At 44.8% G+C, this 18,168-nt stretch carries 12 protein-coding genes, 1 other RNA gene and 1 riboswitch; of the genes, 12 read left to right on the top strand and 1 reads right to left on the bottom strand.

The features are described from left to right. Positions 1 to 17 precede the first annotated feature (17 nt). Positions 18 to 1,229 (bottom strand): MFS transporter, encoded by a 1,212-nt coding sequence (locus NOM90_RS12625; RefSeq protein WP_255942378.1) that lies wholly within the window; start codon positions 1,227 to 1,229, stop codon positions 18 to 20. Positions 1,230 to 1,319: 90 nt separating this feature from the next. Further along, a riboswitch (purine riboswitch) is annotated at positions 1,320 to 1,417 on the bottom strand. 119 nt (positions 1,418 to 1,536) lie between these two features. Between NOM90_RS12625 and NOM90_RS12620 the strand changes: the two genes are divergently transcribed. The 12 genes from NOM90_RS12620 (at position 1,537) to NOM90_RS12565 (ending at position 17,487) form a co-directional block, all read left to right on the top strand. Beyond that, complete coding sequence (locus NOM90_RS12620) at positions 1,537 to 2,382, top strand: acetate and sugar kinases/Hsc70/actin family protein (protein WP_255942376.1); 846 nt, start codon at positions 1,537 to 1,539, stop codon at positions 2,380 to 2,382. A 51-nt stretch (positions 2,383 to 2,433) separates the two neighbouring features. Beyond that, positions 2,434 to 3,006 (top strand): GNAT family N-acetyltransferase, encoded by a 573-nt coding sequence (locus tag NOM90_RS12615; protein WP_255942374.1) that lies wholly within the window; start codon positions 2,434 to 2,436, stop codon positions 3,004 to 3,006. A gap of 102 nt (positions 3,007 to 3,108) precedes the next feature. Beyond that, the gene (gene murI / locus NOM90_RS12610) at positions 3,109 to 3,891 is read left to right on the top strand and encodes a glutamate racemase (RefSeq protein WP_255942372.1); all 783 of its coding nucleotides are present in this window, start codon (positions 3,109 to 3,111) and stop codon (positions 3,889 to 3,891) included. A 145-nt stretch (positions 3,892 to 4,036) separates the two neighbouring features. After that, the gene (locus NOM90_RS12605) at positions 4,037 to 4,870 is read left to right on the top strand and encodes an oxidoreductase (RefSeq protein WP_255942371.1); all 834 of its coding nucleotides are present in this window, start codon (positions 4,037 to 4,039) and stop codon (positions 4,868 to 4,870) included. Positions 4,871 to 5,011: 141 nt separating this feature from the next. After that, a complete protein-coding gene (locus NOM90_RS12600; protein ID WP_255942369.1) occupies positions 5,012 to 5,395 on the top strand; it encodes a MerR family transcriptional regulator in 384 nt (127 codons plus the stop codon). An 846-nt stretch (positions 5,396 to 6,241) separates the two neighbouring features. Next, entirely contained in the window at positions 6,242 to 6,475 is a 234-nt protein-coding gene (gene secG / locus NOM90_RS12595) for a preprotein translocase subunit SecG (RefSeq protein ID WP_255942453.1), read from the top strand. A gap of 254 nt (positions 6,476 to 6,729) precedes the next feature. After that, positions 6,730 to 9,678 (top strand): ribonuclease R, encoded by a 2,949-nt coding sequence (gene rnr / locus NOM90_RS12590; RefSeq protein WP_255942451.1) that lies wholly within the window; start codon positions 6,730 to 6,732, stop codon positions 9,676 to 9,678. Between the two features lie 207 nt (positions 9,679 to 9,885). After that, a complete protein-coding gene (smpB, locus tag NOM90_RS12585) occupies positions 9,886 to 10,359 on the top strand; it encodes an SsrA-binding protein SmpB (protein WP_255942367.1) in 474 nt (157 codons plus the stop codon). A 272-nt stretch (positions 10,360 to 10,631) separates the two neighbouring features. Further along, positions 10,632 to 10,998, top strand: a transfer-messenger RNA (tmRNA) gene (gene ssrA / locus NOM90_RS12580). Between the two features lie 256 nt (positions 10,999 to 11,254). Beyond that, positions 11,255 to 13,267: a type I restriction-modification system subunit M gene (locus NOM90_RS12575; RefSeq protein WP_255942365.1), complete on the top strand. Its 2,013-nt coding sequence runs from the start codon at positions 11,255 to 11,257 to the stop codon at positions 13,265 to 13,267. Then, on the top strand, positions 13,264 to 14,490 hold the full coding sequence (locus NOM90_RS12570) for a restriction endonuclease subunit S (protein ID WP_255942363.1): 1,227 nt from the start codon (positions 13,264 to 13,266) through the stop codon (positions 14,488 to 14,490). Before NOM90_RS12575 ends, NOM90_RS12570 begins: the two co-directional genes overlap by 4 nt. Positions 14,491 to 14,496: 6 nt before the next feature. After that, complete coding sequence (locus tag NOM90_RS12565; protein ID WP_255942362.1) at positions 14,497 to 17,487, top strand: type I restriction endonuclease subunit R; 2,991 nt, start codon at positions 14,497 to 14,499, stop codon at positions 17,485 to 17,487. The last annotated feature ends 681 nt before the right edge of the window (positions 17,488 to 18,168 follow it).

The following is an 18,168-nucleotide window of genomic DNA, read 5'->3' as shown; positions in this document are numbered from 1 at the left end:
TGTGGCTTATAAACGTATCAATCTCCGCTCAGGTTCGCTTCCAGCTTCGAACGATTGCTTGATTTTTGTTCATCTGAGCGACGAGTCGATGTTTTGTGATAGAACGTGTACAGAGCGACAGCAAAAGCGATGACGACGATCACACCGCCGACCCAAGCGTTATACGTGACCGATGGAGCGCGGCTGATGACCACGCCGCCGATTGCCGATCCGGCTGCGATTCCCACTTGAAGTGCCGAGAAGTTAAAGCTTTGCTGAATTTCCGACGTTTCCGGCGAAGCTTCGATCAGGTAACTTTGCTGCGCAGGCGATAACGCCCAGCTCAGTGCGCCCCAGACGAAGACAAGAACCGCGAACAGCGGAATCATAGATGCTGTGAATGGCAGAACGAACAGCGATAAGGCGAAGACGCCGACCACGATTAGAATACTTTTTTTCGCGCCTAGACTATCCGACATGACGCCGCCAATCATTCCGCCAGCTACTGCGGCAAGACCGAAGAAGAAGTACACGACACTAATCCATGAAGCGCTGAGATTCATGACGTTTTCCAAAAACGGTGTGAAATAAGCATACAACGTATAGTGACCGGCAAGCAGCAGCAACGTCACGAGATGTGCGCCTGCGACTTTAGTGTTCTTCAATGAAGCAAGTTGTTGACGCAGCGGCATCACTTGTTGCGGCTGGATCGGCTCCATCAGCTTGTAGATGACGAACATCGCAAATACAGCGAAGATCGCGATAAACAAGAACAGGATGCGCCAGCCGAGTTTGTCGGCAGCCAGAACGCCGAGCGGTACGCCCAGCACGATTGCCGAGCTAATCCCCATAGATACGATCCCGATCACGCGAGCACGGAATTTTTCCGGTACGACTTTGACTGCGATCGTAAGCGACAATGTCGTAATCAGCGATCCGCTAGCTGCGGTAACAAAGCGAGAGATAAGCAGAACCCAGAAATACGGGCTCCAAAAAGCAAGCAGACTGCCTAAAATAAACACGACGAGCGACCACAGATACAGCTTGCGGCGTTCGATCTTAGCCGTTAACGCGAGCAACGTTGGACCCGATACGGCATACACGAGCGCATATGCGGTAATCAACTGACCTGCGGTGCTGACCGACACGCCTAGATCTGCGGCGATTTGCGGCAATACGCCGCCGATAATGAGTTCGACAAGACCGACTGTAAAAGCAGCGATCGTCAGAACAAGAACTTTAATATTCATAGTGCGGTAGGGCTCCTTTTCACGCAAAATTAGTGCACTCTTGCAGGCAGAAGTTTTGCGTAAGCACGCAAAAACTCCCGACTGCAAAGGGCGCCTTCGGCGCGACTTTGTAGTCGGGAGGTGTGGTCCCCGGTAGATACCCTCAAACCGTCTTATTGAGGTATACAATGTCAACTTCGCCTATTTTAAAGGAATCAAGACCAAAGATCAAGAAGAAAATTGTGAACAACCAAAAAATTGGACTTCATGCTGACGACGCTTATGATAGAAGAAAGAAAAGATCGGCGAAATAAGAAGGGAGCCCGATATGAGCGGATATGTAGGGATCGATGCGGGAGGCACATTGATTAAAATGGTGTATCGTAGCGGCGACAGCGAAGAAGAGCTGGTGAAGTTTGCGGCAGAGGAGCTGGAGTCTGCGGCGTCTTGGGTGCGGAGAACTATTCCGCTGGGTGCGCAAATAGGATTTACAGGCGGGCGCGGGAACCGGTTGCGGGATTTACTGCCGGAGTACGCGTCGGCGGTAGAGGTACCCGAATTTGAAGCGACGGCGGAAGGTGCCGTGCGGATCATGCAGCGCGAAGCCGGAGGTCAAGAGGCGGCAGCGGAGCGATGGGTGCTGGTGAACGTCGGGACAGGGACGTCGCTGCATGTGATTGAAGGCGCCGAGCGGCTGAGGCTCGGCGGGATCGGTCTTGGCGGAGGCACGATCGTCGGTCTGACCGGACTGCTGTGCGGGCTGCGCGATTACGACGAAATCGTGCGGCTTGCGCCGCTGGGCAACCGGGAGGCGGTCGATCTGACGGTGGGGCAGATCTATGCCCCGGCGCCGCCGCCGATTGCCGGTGACCTGACCGCCGCGAATTTTGCGCGGCAAGCTCCGCCGGAGAGCGGCGTTTTGCCGCAAGATTATGCGGCAGCCATGATCGGTATGGTCGCGGAGTTGGTCGTGACCGTCGGTGTGCAAGCGGCAAAGTTAGAGCGTACGACTAAGGTCGTATACGTCGGTTCTTCGTATGAAAACAATGCTTTGCTGCACGAGCTAACGTTTCGTTTTACAGAAATGCTAGGAGCTGCCGCCGTGATTCCGCCGCTAGGGGCTTATAGCGGAGCGATTGGCGCCCTGCATAAAGCAATGGAGCATTTTGCCTAACATGATAAGGCTTGTGTAATTTATTTATAAAAGAACGGGAGTAGAGCTAACTTGAACGATTATGGAACTTCTTATCTATCAGTTAATGCCAAAGAAACAACGATCTTGAGTGTTGAAAAACTCGGTGCTTCTGTAACTTTCCAATTGGCTACTTATGAATATAAATCGGCGTTACGGCAATTGCTTGAATTATATAAATACGATTTTACGGAATATGACCCCGAAGACGTGAACGAATCGGGATTGTATGAATATCGGGATTTGGATGCTTACTGGAATGAACCGGGACATTTTCCTTTTTTGCTGCGTGTAGACGGGAAATTGGCGGGGTTCGCTTTGATTCGCCGTTTTGTGATCGATCTAGCCTCTGATACTTACGGGCATGAGATGGTCGAATTTTTTGTCATGAAAAAGTATCGAAAAAGCGGTTTGGGTACGTTAGCGGCAGATTGGCTATTTCGGCAATTCAGCGGATCGTGGAAGCTTGGCATTATGGAAGAAAACAAACTTGCTTTACGATTTTGGCGACATGCGATTGCGTCTTGTGTCGCGGCTTCTCATTATGCCGAAGGGCAGGAAGTCGATTGGGAAGGGCCTGTTTTGCAATTTGAAATCAAGCCATAAAAAGAAAGGTCAAAGACCGCATTTCTTGGCGTTTTGCTTCCAAGAGGTCTATAATCGTAAAAGATGAGTTCGATTAAATCAATGAAACGGCAGGGGAAATAGATGAGTATCGCTTTTTTTGACTCGGGAATCGGAGGTCTGACTGTTTTGCGCGAAGCCTTCCAGCAACTTCCCAATGAAGACTTTATCTTTTTTGCGGATACGCTGCATGTGCCTTATGGACCGAAAACCAAGCAGCAAGTGACGGAATATGTGTGCGAAGCGGCAGAACGGATTTTGGGCGAAAAAGTCAAAGCGCTCGTCATTGCGTGCAATACAGCGACAAGTGTAGCGGCAACCGAGCTTCGGCGGGTATACGATATCCCCGTAATCGGGATGGAGCCGGCGGTCAAACCCGCGGTCGAAATGAACGGAGCCAATGGACGCAGAGTACTGGTACTCGCGACAGAGCTAACGTTAAGCCAAACGAAATATAGAGATTTAGTCTCCCGGGTAGACGATCTGGGCATTGTCGATTCGCTTCCGATGCCGCAACTCGTCGAATACTGCGAACAGTTGAATTTCGATCCGCAAGAATTGGGCGATTATTTCCGTAGCAAATTTGAGCCTTTTGACTTAAGCCAGTATGGCACGGTCGTATTGGGATGTACGCATTATCCGTATTACGCGCCTTTGCTCAAAACGATCTTGCCCGAGCATATTCAAATCATCGACGGCAGTGCCGGTACAGTGCGCCGATTGTCGGGTGTATTAAACGAGCGAGGTCTAAGCGGCGGCGGGAGCCGAAAAGTACGATTTATGAACTCCGCAGATGATCCGGCGTATAACGACAAATTGCAGCGCGCATGGAGTCTTTTGATGCAAGAAGATACGAATTCGATCTAAATAGGTCGGCATCCTAGCAGATTTTGAATGTAATTTGCGATACCAAACCCTTTTCAAAGACATGAATTTTTGAGCTTGACTTCAAGTTAACTTGAAGAAGTACAGTGATGACAGTACTTATCTCAAGTAAAAAGGAGCATGTCCGATGTCGCAAAATAAAGTCTTTTTCATTACAGGATGTTCTACAGGTTTTGGTCGGGTTATTGCTGAGCAAGCGATTCAAGCCGGTTACCGTGTCGTGGCTACTGCACGTCAACAAGAAGCGATTGCGGATTTGGCACAAGGTCATGAAGAGCGCGTACTGGCTTTACCTCTCGATGTGACCAAACCCGAGCAAATTCAAGCGGCTGTCGAGCAAAGTATCGCTCGTTTCGGTTCGATCGACGTACTGGTGAATAACGCAGGGATCGGTTACTTCAGTTCTGTCGAAGAAAGCGTAGAAGAAGAAACGCGTAAAATGTTCGAGATTAATTTCTGGGGTCTAATGAATATGACGAACGCGGTACTTCCTCAGATGCGCAGTCAACGTTCCGGGCATATTATTAACTTTTCTTCGATCGGCGGCCTGACTTCTTTCCCGGCGCTGGGTTATTATCACGCGACGAAATACGCGGTAGAAGGTATTTCTGAAAGTCTAGCTCAAGAAGTGGCTCCGTTCCAAATTCGTGTTTCTTTGATCGAACCTAGCGGATTCCGTACAGATTGGGCAGGACGTTCTTCGATCAAAACAGCTTCTTCGATCGAAGAGTATCAGTCGTTTATGAATAGGTTCGCAGGATCGGATATTTCCGACCATGAGTCGGGCGATCCGGTTAAAGCAGCCGAAGCCGTGCTTCAAATCGTAGAAAGCGAGAACCCGCCTTTACGCTTGCTTCTTGGCAATGATGCTTATGCCGCAGCTACTTATAAGTTCAACAATTTGCTTCAATCTATCGAAGAATGGAAAGAAGTCACTCAGAACGCGGACTTTAAATCGTAAGATTTGATCTTGAATCTAAGATTATCTATACAATAAAATGAATGTATTCATAACCCTTGAAGCGAGCTAATGATCTATACTCCTTGCTTTGAGGGTTATTTTTATATACTGAAGTTAAAGTTAACTTTAAGAGGTGGAAATATGACGTATTCGATTAGCGAGGTCGAAACCTTAACAGGGCTGAATGCTTCAACTTTGCGTTATTATGAAAAAGAAGGGTTATTGCCTTCCGTTTCCCGCAGCTCAAATGGACGACGTATTTATTCGGACGAGCAGATGGATTGGCTAAAATTCGTGATCGCACTAAAAAGTACAGGCATGACTTTGGACGAAATCAAATCCTATGTGGATATGATTTTTGAAGGAGACGATACCTTAATTGAGCGCCGCGAATTTCTTGAACAACACAAAAAACGAATCGAACAACAAATGACTGAAACGTTTTCTCATATGCAGCGAATTATCCAAAAAATTACGTACTACGATACTGTGATGCTAAAAAAAGACTATTTAGATCAGCGTTGATGATTTTACAGCTTATTTTTGTAGGAAAGTGAAGAAAAAAAGAGGTTTCAGGCGATAATGAAAGCTTGTGCAGCTCAGTAGTTGTCGATGTCAGATATTAGCTTGCAGCCCCCAAAAACAGGTAAATTTCGTCCTTTACACAACATGTCAGCAGGAGTAAGATACGATTCATAAAAGCAACGCACAAGGTTGAACATCATCAATCTGGCGTAACGCTCTTTCGGTCTTTTTGAAAAAGATCGATCCTCCAAAGGAACCTAACTTTTCGTAGATCGAAATCTAAGGTTTCAGGTATGTTGCCCACACTTTCGGAAAGGATGATGGAATTCGTCACTTTTACACTTAATCGCACAACTTAACTGCTGAATTTGTATTCTTAAGCAGAAACAGGAGAGGTGACCTTTCCGTTCTACTTTTATTTCGCAAAGAAGGCAACGTCCGCATTTCATCTTGTTTTACATCAGCAGAGGAGGAAAGAGTATGTCGGATGCCATGGTGATCATGGCCATTCTGGTCCTTACGGCCGTATCCGCAGGATACATTCTTTGGACTGACCGTACCGCTCAGGCAAAAGAACAACGCCGCTAAGTTTTATCGGTAGGTCGCAGGTATAGAGTATTTTCCAAAACGTCTATGAGCCAAACCCGCGTTGCAGATCATCATCTGTAGCGCGGGTTTTTAAATGTGCGAATATTGTTGTAAGCTCTTTTTTGCTTGATTGTCAAATATCGGGGTTTGTGTTAGGATAAAAGTGGTGTTTTGTTTCATGACGTTGAAGATGCGGTAATCGGGGTAACCCACTTATTATACAGGATATGCGGCTTACGCTTAGGAGGTGGAATGACAATGGAAATCTTTTTGAAAGTAGTTCTTTTGATCTTTTCCGTAGGTGTGATTACAGTAGTATTGTTGCAAAAAGGAAAAAGTGCAGGCTTGGCGGGCGCCATCTCCGGCGGTGCAGAGCATTTGTTCGGCAAAACCAAAGCTCGCGGTATGGACTTGGTGCTTGAGCGTATTACCGTTGTATTGGGTATCGGATTCGTCGTTATGGCGCTTCTGACTACGGCTCTAACCAACTAATATCACGTTGCGGGCGGCTTGTTCGCTCCAAACAGCCTTCGTTGATCCTTGATTCAAAGGACGCGAAGGTTTTTTTGTGTAGAAATAAAGCTTGCGCTGACGCTTGCCCGCTATTTAATGGATTAAGCAGGCTCCGGCACGGGTATTTTTAACGTATAATGAAGATGTAGAAAAAGAAGCAAAAATCGAGCATTCGCGATCTGTAAGCGACCAAGCGGTCTGCGTGCAGCCGGAGCCATTTTGAGGTGATAATCATGATAACGCAAGAGATGCTGCTGGGCTTCATGCGAGAAGACGCGTACAAGCCCATGACCTATCAAGAGCTGGAACAACATTTCGGAATCGAAGATGCCGATGTTTTTCGGGAATTTATGGACATGCTTAATACGCTTGAAGAAAACGGTGAAGTCGTGCTGACACGTGCCCAGCGCTATGGCGTGCCTGAACGAATGGATCTGCTGCGCGGAAGACTGCAGACACATGCGAAAGGATTCGGATTTTTGATTCCGGAAGACCGTACGCAATCCGATCTGTACATCAACGCAAGCGATATGCTTAGCGCGATGAACGGCGATATTGTGCTTGGGCGCGTTGCGTCCCGGCGTTCGTCGAACGGTCGTACAGAAGGCGAAGTGGTGCGTATTATCAAACGCGCAGTTACCCAAATCGTCGGTACGTACCAAGACGAAGAATCGTTCGGATTCGTCTTGCCGGACGATAAGCGGATTACCCGCGATATCTTTATCCCGGCTGGACGTGCAGGCGGAGCGATTAACGGGCAAAAAGTAGTCGTGCGCATTATTTCGTATCCGGACGGTAGAGCTGCGGCGCAAGGCGAAGTCATCGAAGTGCTGGGCTATAACAGCGATCCCGGCGTCGATATTTTATCGATTATTCGCAAGCACCAATTGCCGGAATCGTTCCCTGACGAAGTGATGGCGGAAGCGGAGCAAGCGCCGGACAAGATTACGGAAGAAGAAATTACAAGTCAAGGTCGCCGCGATCTGCGCGACAAAATCATCGTGACGATCGACGGCGAAGACGCCAAAGACTTGGACGACGCGGTCAATGTAGAAATTTTGCCGAACGGCAACTATATGCTCGGCGTGCATATTGCCGATGTCGGCTATTATGTACCGGAAGGTTCGGCGCTCGACCAAGAAGCGTACAACCGAGGCAGCAGCGTGTATTTGGTCGATCGGGTGATTCCGATGCTGCCGCCGCGTCTGTCGAACGGCATTTGCAGCTTGAACCCGCGCGTCGATCGATTGACGCTGTCTTGCGAAATGGAATTTGACGCGTCGATGAATGTCGTGCGCTACGATATTTTCAAAAGCGTCATCAAAACGGTAGAGCGTATGACGTACAAAAGCGTTCGCTTGATCTTGGAAGACGAAGATCCGGAACTGATGGAACGATATAGCGATCTGATCGAGACGTTCCGCACGATGCGCGATCTGTCGCTCAAATTGAACGCTCGCCGCATGAAGCGCGGCGCGGTCGATTTCGATTTCGAAGAAGCGAAAGTGTTGCTGGACGATCAAGGCAAAGCGATCGATATCGTCACGCGTGAGCGTTCGGTCGCCGAGCGTCTGATCGAAGAATTCATGTTGGCGGCAAACGAGACGGTAGCGGAGCATTTCAGCAAAGCCAAAGTTCCGTTCTTGTACCGGATTCACGAAGACCCGGACCAAGAGCGTCTGGAATTGTTTGCGGCGTTCGCGGCGAACTTGGGACATCAGGTGAAAGGAACGCGCGGCGGCAGTATTCAGCCAAAAGAACTGCAAGCGCTGCTGGAAGACGTGCAAGATACGCCGGAGCAAAAAGCGATCAGCACGTTGCTGCTTCGTTCGATGAAACAAGCGAAATATGACTCGGTGAACTTGGGTCACTTCGGCCTTGCGGCAGAGTACTACACGCATTTCACTTCGCCGATTCGTCGTTATCCCGACTTGGTGATTCACCGGGTGATCGGGGAAATGGCGGATAACGGAGGCAAGTTGACGAAGCAGCGCGAAGAACAGTTGGCGATGCGGATGTCGGATTATGCGCAGCAATCGTCGATTCGCGAGCGCGTGGCAGTCGATGCCGAGCGTGATACGGCGCAACTGAAAAAAGCCGAGTATATGATGGATAAAGTCGGCGAAGTATTCGACGGCGTGATCGCGAGCGTGACCAGCTTCGGATTGTTCATCGAATTGGAAAACACGATCGAAGGTCTGATCCATATCAGCAATCTGACCGACGATTATTACCATTACGACGAATCCCGCCTGACGCTGATCGGCGAGCGCACTTCGCGTACGTTCCGTATCGGTGACGAAGTGGAGATCCGCGTAGCGAAAGTCAGCATGGAAGAGCATACGATCGATTTCGAATTGGTTGATATGAAAAAAAGCAACTTCCGCGGCGGCGGTGGACGCAGACGTGACGGAGGCGGCTCCGGCGATTCTTCCAAACGCGGTCCTCGCGGCGACAAAACGGGTAAAGAGAAGTTCGGCAAAGATAAAGGCAAAGGCAAAAAAGATAAGAAAAAAGGCAAGAAAAAACAAGATGTCTTCCGCCCGAACGGCGGCGCGGCTACAGTGCCGGCGGCTGGAGGAGACAGCAGTGCTTCGCCATCCGATGGCGGCAAGCGCAAAAAGCGCAAGCGTAAAGGCGGTAGCGGCGGCGAGAATCCGAGCCGCAAAGGCAAGCCCGGCGATCCGGCTGCGATCGCCGATTCCTCTTCGCCGCAAGCTGGCGGCGAAGACAGTGGTCGCAAGCGCAAAGGAAAGCGCGGCGACGGTTGGGCGTTCGGCGGCGTAGCAGCCGAAGGCAAGAGCGGCGCGGACGCAGTCGCGCCGAGCGGCGAAGCCGGAAAGTCGCCGCGCAAGCGTAAAGGCGGCGGCATTCAGATCGAAGCCGGCAACGGCGGCGCAGATGCGTACAACGGCTCGCCGGGCGCAGCCGGCGGGCGGAAACGCCGTTCGAGCCGCGGCGGCGGCGGGAACGGCGAGGGAACTGCTGGCGGCGCGCAAAGCGCCAGCAATAACTCAGGCGGCGCGGACAACAGCCGCGAACCGGGCAAAGGGAAGTTTAGCTTTGGCTCCGGCACCGGCGGCTACGGCGGCGAGACGGCTTCGTTCTCGCGCAACGACCGCTCCGGCGGTTCGAAAGGCGGTCGCTCTGGCGGCGGCAGACCGAAAAAAGACCGGAGCTAAGGCTCCGGTGGATTGAAGTCGGGTTGGCTCTTTTGAATAGAGAAGGCAGAAGCGGGGAGCGAATGGATTCTGTCAGGGTGGAGGTAACCTCATTCTGAGATGAATCGCTTAAACTCCCCGGTCGCTGCTTTTCTTGCCTTTTTCCAAAAGAGAGGGTTAGAATTTAGGTAAGGTTTTAATGTTAGGAACAGGCTGGAGGTGCAGAATATGAAGAAAAATACCGAGCAAGGGAAGCTGCTTGCACAGAACAAAAAAGCGTCTCACGATTATTTTATCGAAGATACGTATGAAGCCGGGCTTGTGCTGACAGGAACCGAAATTAAGTCGCTGCGAAAAGGGCGGTCGAATATCGGGGATTCGTTTGCGACGATCCGCGGCGGGGAAGCTTTTATTCACAATATGCATATTAGCCCGTTCGAGCAGGGCAATATCAATAACCCGTCTGATCCGACGCGCACGCGTAAGCTGCTGCTGCATAAAGTTCAGATTCGTAAGCTGATCGGGCAATCGAAGCAAGAAGGGTATACGATCGTGCCGCTGAAGGTGTATGTCCGCAACGGCTATGCGAAACTGCTAATCGGTGTCGGTAAAGGTAAAAAGCAACACGACAAACGCGATACGGCGGCAAAACGCGACGCACAGCGGGATATCCAGCGGGCGCTCAAGTCTCGGCAACGGTAGATCCGGTCTCTTCCTTGTTTGGTGATTGCGGAGGTCGGGTAATCTATCTTTGTAGCTTGGAATATGCTATAATCTAGGTCTGTGGGAAAAGCTAGACTTTTCTCATGAGCAGTTCTTTCTTTTATGGAGGGAAAGGCTGCGTGAACTTTGGACAATGCGACTCGTGTAGCGAATCTTACGGTTCCTTCATCGACGTCCCTTTAATCCTAAAGTTCCCTTTTATGGAAAAGGCACGTTCGTTCGAGGTTCGGACGGCGACCGTTTTCCCATCAGGGGGCGTTTATGGATTCGACGGGGGTAGTTCGGGCATGGGTAGCGGGTAGTGGGGACGCGTCCGCTTTACTAACGCTAAAGCCTATTAAATGGCAAACAACAAAACAACTACGCTTTCGCAGCCTAAGAAACTGTGATGCGTGCTCTCGCTCAGTATCGCCCATGTACCGGGATGAGGGCCCAACCTATAGTGGGATACGCCGTTTAGTCTCCGCCTGGGGGTAGACGGAAGAAGCAAATCAGGCTGACCCAACGCAGAGCCGGTTACGGGGCGCTGCTCGGGTGACATCAAAACTGTGACTACACCCGTAGAAGCCTATGCTGCGTTATCTTCGGACAGGGGTTCGACTCCCCTCGCCTCCATTCTGTAAATCCACACCTGAAAACAGGTGTGGATTTTTCATATGCACTTGCGTCATGTTTTTTACTTCCTACACGCAGGCGTCCTGGATTCTCTTGATTTTTCACTAAAGCACTTATAATTGTATTTAATAACGAAGTGTAAAGATCTATCAAAGCAGATTGTTTTTATTGAGTTTTCTTTACATATAAATTGTTCAGTCTGTTTTAATTATATATTATTATTCTAAAATTTCTTTTTAATCAATTAAGGAGATTACTTATGATCAACTTCCAGGATAAAGTAAGTTTTATTTGGTCAATCGCAGAGATCTTGCGTGGACCGTATAAACCAGAGGACTATGGTAAAATCGTCTTACCATTAGCTGTATTACGTCGATTTGACTGCGTATTGGAGAGCACCAAAGAGGAAGTATTAGCAAAGGCAGAGCAGTTTGTTGCCATGAATGAAGATGCTCGTGAACCGATTTTAAATCGTGTTTCAAAGCAAAACTTCCACAACACAAGTAAATATGATTTTGACAAGTTATTAACAGATTCTGATAACATTGCTGATAACTTGCGTGACTATATGAATGGTTTCTCGAAAGTGGCTCGCGATATTATGGATCACTTTGACTTTGATCGCCAAATCGATAAACTAGAGCAGAACAACTTATTATACTTAACGATTAAACGCTTTAGTGAGATTGACTTACATCCAGAAACAGTTTCAAACATTGAAATGGGTTATGTATTTGAGGAACTAATTCGTCGTTTCAATGAGAATGCAGAAGCAGGAGATCATTACACACCACGTGAAGTAATTCGCTTAATGACGCATTTATTGTTCCTCCATGACGATGCGAGTATTTTAAGGAAGCCAGGCTTAACACAAACGTTATATGACTGTGCAGCTGGTACAGGTGGTATGGGTTCTGTGGCACAAGAGTATTTACTAAGCCAAAATCCAACAGCGCATTTGGAGTTTTTTGGTCAGGAAATTAATCCTGAATCATATGCGATTTGTAAAGCAGATTTGCTTATAAAGGGAGAAGACGCACGTAATATCCGTTTAGGAAATACGTTATCAAACGACCAATTCCCACGTGATAAATTCGATTACTTAATTTCAAATCCCCCTTATGGAGTGGACTGGAAATCATATGAGAAACTAATTAAAGATGAACATGAGAAACAAGGTTTTGACGGTCGTTTCGGTCCTGGTACGCCTCGTACAAGTGACGGGCAACTGTTATTCCTAATGCACTTATTATCAAAAATGAAGCCAGTCACAGTGGAAAACCCACAAGGATCTCGTTTAGCGATCATTATGAATGGTTCACCATTATTTACAGGGGATGCGGGATCTGGCGAAAGTGAAATTCGTAAATATGTGCTTGAGAATGATTTAGTAGAAGGCATCGTTGCACTACCAAACGACCTTTTCTATAACACAGGTATTGCAACGTACATTTGGATTTTAACAAACAATAAGGCGCCTCTTCATAAAGGGAAAGTACGTTTAGTTAACGCTGTAGATTTCTCAAAAAAAATGAAAAAGTCGATGGGTAGCAAGCGAAATGAAATTACAGAAGAGCAAATAAGTGAGATTGTTTGTTTATACGGTGATGCACAGCCAAACGAGTACGTGAAGATCTTTGACAATGAATACTTCGGTTACGCAAAAATCACAGTAGACCGTCCTTTACGTTTAAACTTCCAAGTAAACGAAGAGCGTCTTGCACGTGTTGTAGCGGAAAAGGGCTTTGTGAACTTAGCCACATCGAATAAAAAGGGCGACGCAGGTCACTTTGAAATTGAAGAAGGTAAAAAGCTGCAAACGCAAATATTATATGTTTTACGCACGTTAGAAAATGACAAAGTATATAGAAATCGTGACGAGTTCACTAAAGTGGTAAAATATGCATTGAAGCAAGCTGGTATTACTATCGGAGCACCTGTTTTAAAGGCGATTTCAGCGGGTCTATCTGAAAAAGATGAAACAGCTGACGTATGCATGAAAAACAAAACAGAAATTGAGCCTGATACGGATTTACGTGATACTGAAAATGTGCCTTTGAAAGAAAATATTCATGATTACTTTGCACTTGAAGTATTACCACACGTACCAGATGCATGGATAGACGAAACGAAAACAAGAATTGGCTATGAAGTACCATTCACTCGCCAATTCTATAAATACACAGCACTACGCAGCTCAGCAGAAATTATGGACGAGATTCGTATATTAGAAGCGGAGATTACGGAGCAGTTGAAGAAGGTGATAGGATGAGTGTAGATTTTAAAAAGAGTAAATTAAAATACCATTTAAAAGTTAAGAATGGTCGAGAAGTAACAAATGAAGTGAACTATGATGATAATGTTATTGACGTATATGGATCGGGCGGAGTTTTTAAATATACTGATAAGAAACTTTTTACTGGGCCTTCAGTGTTATTTGGTCGAAAAGGAACAATAGGTAAACCTTTATATGTTGAAGGTGATTTTTGGACTGTAGATACTATGTATTACACTGAGATTTATCCAGGTAATTCTCCGAGATATTTTTATTATCTGTTAGAAATGTTTCCATGGAATCAAATTGTAACCCAAACAGCTTTGCCTAGTATTGTAGGGTCAGAAGTAGAAAATTATGAATTAAATATCCCTTCTGAAGAAACGCAAAAAATCGTAGCGAAATATTTAGAATGTAAATGTGTTGAAATCGAGGCTTTATTGAAACATAAAGAAAATCTAATAATATTGTTAGAACAACAACGCCAATCAATCATCACAGAAGCTGTTACAAAAGGTTTAAATCCGAATGTGAAAATGAAAGATTCAGGTATTGAGTGGATTGGGGTGATTCCTGAACATTGGGAAGTGAAAAAAGTTAAACATTTTGCTAATCATGTAGGAAGTGGAAAGACTCCATCAGGTGGATCAGAGGTATATTTAGATGAAGGAGTGCCTTTTTTACGAAGTTTGAATGTTCATTTTGATGGAATTCGTTTGAAAGATTTAGCATTTATTTCAGAAGAGACTAATGCTGAAATGAAATCTTCACAAGTTAAACCTTTAGACATTTTATTGAATATCACAGGAGCTTCCATTGGACGAACAGCAATTGTTCCTAAAGACTTCGGGAGAGCAAATGTTAACCAGCATGTGTGTATTATTCGATTAAATCAAAGGAAAGTTTATCCGTTTTACTTCAATATGTTAATGTCTTCATACGTTATAAATCAACAAATTTGGTTTGCACAAAACGGTAGCTCGAGAGAGGGGCTAAATTTTGTACAAGTTAAAGAACTTATATTTGCTATTCCTCCGACATTAGAAGAACAACGTGAAATAAATAAGTGGTTATTTAATAAACAGAAAGCCATTTTTAATTTGATTTCGACAGTGAAAGAACAAATCGAAAAACTAAAAGAATACCGCCAGTCCCTTATCTACGAAGCGGCAACAGGAAAAATCAATGTACGTGATACGGAACTCGATGAAGTGAGGTGAGTTGTGATGGCAGTAGATACTTCAGAAAAAGGTTTTGAAACGAATATCGAAATAGCATTAATTGCGAATGGCTATAAAAAGCGTGTGTTAAAAGGAGAAGAGAGTGATGCTTTCAAGCAGCATGCTATCGACATAGAAGAGCTATTTTCTTTTTTAGAGGATACACAGGAAAAACGTATGCGTACGCTAGAGAAATGGTATGGTTCTTCATATAAAGAAGAAGTTTTAAAACGTATTAAAGACCAGCTACATCGTCAAGGTTTGGTTGAATGTCTACGTAAAGGGATTAAAGACCGTGGTGTGACATTACAACTTGCGTATAATAAGCCACCTACGGTTATGAATAAAACATTAAATGAGCAGTATGGGAAAAATCGCTTTAACGTTGCTCGCCAGGTGTATTACAGTGATAAGCATAACAATAGCTTAGATATGGTGCTGTTTTTAAACGGTTTGCCCCTTGTTGTAATGGAGCTGAAAAATCCATTAACAAATCAAACAGTCGAACATGCGATGAAGCAGTTAAAGTCTGACCGTGATCCGCGTGAGCAGCTCTTTAAGTTTAATGAGCGTGTTGCTGTTTACTTTGCTGTTGATCCAGATGAAGTATTTATGACGACAAAGCTTGATAAAGATAAAACATACTTCTTACCTTTTAACAAAGGCAATAATGGCGGAAAGGGTAATCCTTTGAGTTACGATGATAATTATCGTACGCATTATTTATGGGAAAATATTTTAATCCCAGATAGCTTACTCGACATATTATATCGCTTCATCTTTATTAAGAAGGATGACATTAAAGACTCAAACGGCGAAACAATAAGTGAGCGTCAAATGCTCATTTTCCCTCGTTTTCATCAACTGGATGTTATACGTGAGTTAGAAGCAGATGTTGAACAAAAGCATGTCGGTCATAATTATTTAATTCAGCACTCTGCGGGATCGGGCAAGACGAACTCGATTTCGTGGCTTGCACATCGTTTAGCGAAGCTACATAACGAGGACAATGAATCTATTTTTAGTAGTGTAATCGTTATTACCGATCGCCGAGTGTTAGATAAGCAATTGCAAGATGCGGTTTATCAGTTGGAACATAAAGCAGGGATGGTAGAGCCGATTGATAAAGATTCAGCACAATTAGTACGAGCTATTAATAATGAGACTCGTATTATTATAACGACGCTTCAAAAGTTCCCGTTTGTTTTAGAAAAAGTAGTGGGCTTAGAGCGTAAAAAGTATGCGGTCATTATTGATGAGGCTCACTCCTCCCAGGGCGGTAAAGCTTCAACTGCGTTAACAAATGTGTTATCGGATAAAACGTTAGAAGCAGCTTATGAGGAAGACCGTATTGCGGAAGAGAACTTAGATGACTTGGACGAGAAAATCGTTGAAGCAATCATGAAAAGTGGTAAGCAAGATAACATATCTTTCTTTGCATTTACGGCGACACCAAAGCCGAAGACATTAGAGAAATTCGGCACAGTTAGTGTAGATGGTAAACCAGTAGCATTCCATGAGTACACAATGCGACAAGCAATTGAAGAAGGCTTTATTTTAGATGTGCTCGAAAACTATACAACCTATAAAACATTCTGGAAAATCGCAAAGACAGTAGACGATGACCCACAGGTATCACAAAAACAAGCAACAAAAAAGCTAGCGCAATACGTGTCACTACATCCGCATAGCATCGCGCAAAAAACAGAGATTATTATCGAGCATTATCGTAATTTTGTACAGCGCAAAATTGGTGGTCGTGCAAAGGCAATGGTTGTAACAGCGAGCCGTTTACATGCAGTACGTTACAAACTGGCTTTCGATAAGTATATCAATGAAATGAACTACAATGACTTAAAAACAATAGTCGCTTTCTCAGGCACTGTGAAAGATAGCGAGATTAATTATACCGAGCCAGAAATGAATCAGTTCTCTGAAAAAGAGTTACCTGAAAAATTTAACTCTGACGAGTACAGAGTGCTACTTGTTGCGGAAAAATATCAAACTGGATTTGATGAACCACTGTTGCACACAATGTATGTTGACAAGCCATTAAGCGGTATTAAGGCGGTGCAAACACTATCTCGTTTAAATCGTACATGCCCTGGTAAAGATGACACATTCGTATTGGATTTTGTAAATGATGCAGAAGAAATGAAGGCGTCTTTCCAGCCTTATTATGAATCGACAAGTCTAGCAGAAATTACTGATCCAAATATCCTTTATGATATGCAGGCTGAGTTAGAGCCATATCAAGTGTTTACGGAAGAAGAAGTGCAAAGGGTAAATGAACTTGAGGTAATAGGCGGTGTGAAGAAGTCTACGAAGGCTCAAGCCGAGTTGAATGCGGTCCTCGATAAAGGGATAGAGCGTTTTAAAAAGCTTTCGGTAGAAGAACAATTCGTATTTAAACAAACGGCTACAAAATTCATGCGTACGTATGGCTTTATATTGCAAGTTGTAACATTTATCGACCTAGGTCTGCACAAGGAATATATTTATTTAACGTACTTCTTGCGTAAATTACCACGTGGTCAAGGAGACAAAGACGTTTATTTGGCTGATGATGTAGCACTTGAATATTATCGTAATCAGAAAATGTTTGAAGGAAGCATTGTGCTTGAGAAAATAGGTGGCTACGATTTAGATCCTCAGAAACATGGTTCTAGTGGTGCAACTGAGGATGAAGTAGTTCGTTTATCGAGCGTGTTAGCTAAGTTGAATGAGCGTTTTGGTACACAATTCACAGAAACGGATTTTCTTTCTCGCGAGCAAGTAAAAGAAGATATATTAAATGATGAAGACATTCGCCAAAGAGCAAAAAATAATACAAAAGAAAATTTTAAATTTGCTTTTGAAAAATCCTTTATGAATTTCGTTATTGACCGTATGAGCAGTAATCAAGAGTTTTTTATGAAGATATTGGAAAATAATGAATTTAAAACTGTAATTATGGAAGATATGATGAATGAAGTTTATATGGAAGTAAACGGTTGATGAAATCATCCATCTGCAACAGACACAACAAGACTTTTGGGAGATTTTTTTTTGAACAGCCACAATTCACCCTCATTAGCAGTGTCAGCGATGGCCACCATTTGGTGGCCTTTTTTGTATATCAATCTATTATCCTAGTAATACTAATTACTCTATTAATAAATTTGGAGTGAGGACATTGACCTTAATGACTAGTAAGAAGGAAAGCTCTATACATATTTCAGATTATAAGAATTTAGTTAGAGAAATAGTCAAGGGAGGACCGATGTTTTCATTATTCAAACTTCAAACTGAAATGATATAAAAGTTAACTGCTAATGATGGAACAGACTTCATACAGCAGAGAATTGTTGACTTTCTAAGTATATTAAAAGAGGTAGCCGATGAATGCTTGTTATGCAATAAGTGCAATAAAATATATAAATTTAGGATTTGTGCTGGACTAAGTTATAAAAAAGATATGCAATTGAGTTAACTTTGAAGCATGTAGAGAAGTTGATAATTTAAGGAAGCGATCTAAGGGATTCCAGATGTTTGAAACTCGAGAACAGCTCCAAGAGTACGAACATCATGAGTAAAATTGAAAAAAACTGTTATGACCTTGTTTACCGAGATATAAGAGTCCTCATTCATTTTCATCTCTAGATAAAAGCACTCAACCGCTCCCCAAACTCAATCAAC

This window comes from Saccharibacillus sp. JS10 (assembly GCF_024436065.1).
Classification (GTDB): Bacteria; Bacillota; Bacilli; order Paenibacillales; family Paenibacillaceae; genus Saccharibacillus.
This window is presented reverse-complemented; position numbering and strand designations above follow the sequence as displayed.